The organism is Peribacillus sp. SIMBA_075 (genome assembly GCF_046534585.1).
The window spans coordinates 1-269 of record NZ_JAWRYN010000688.1 but is presented as its reverse complement, the minus strand read 5'-3'; the positions used below and the strand labels follow the sequence as shown (position 1 = coordinate 269).

General features: G+C 37.9%; 1 pseudogene. It reads right to left on the bottom strand.

From position 1 onward, the window contains the following. Positions 1-20: 20 nt before the first annotated feature. A pseudogene (nadE, locus tag SB775_RS29945) lies at positions 21-269 on the bottom strand (ammonia-dependent NAD(+) synthetase); the annotation flags it as partial.

Sequence of the window (269 nt, the reverse complement as noted above, 5' to 3'; positions counted from 1 at the left end):
ATTAGCTTCTTTTTTATGTTCTATTTCCACCAATCATCAAACATTGACGCTGGTACTTGTCTTTTATGTTCACTCACTTTGTAACGCTTCTCGATCTTTTCAGCAACGTCAGCTGGAACGGATTTACCTTCTAAATAGTCATCTAATTGATCGTAAGTAATGCCTAGCTCTGTTTCATCAGCTTGACCTGGTTTTTCATCTAATAAATCAGCTGTTGGCATTTTTAAGTAAAGTCGCTCGTCCGCACCTAATTCTTGTAATAGAGCACG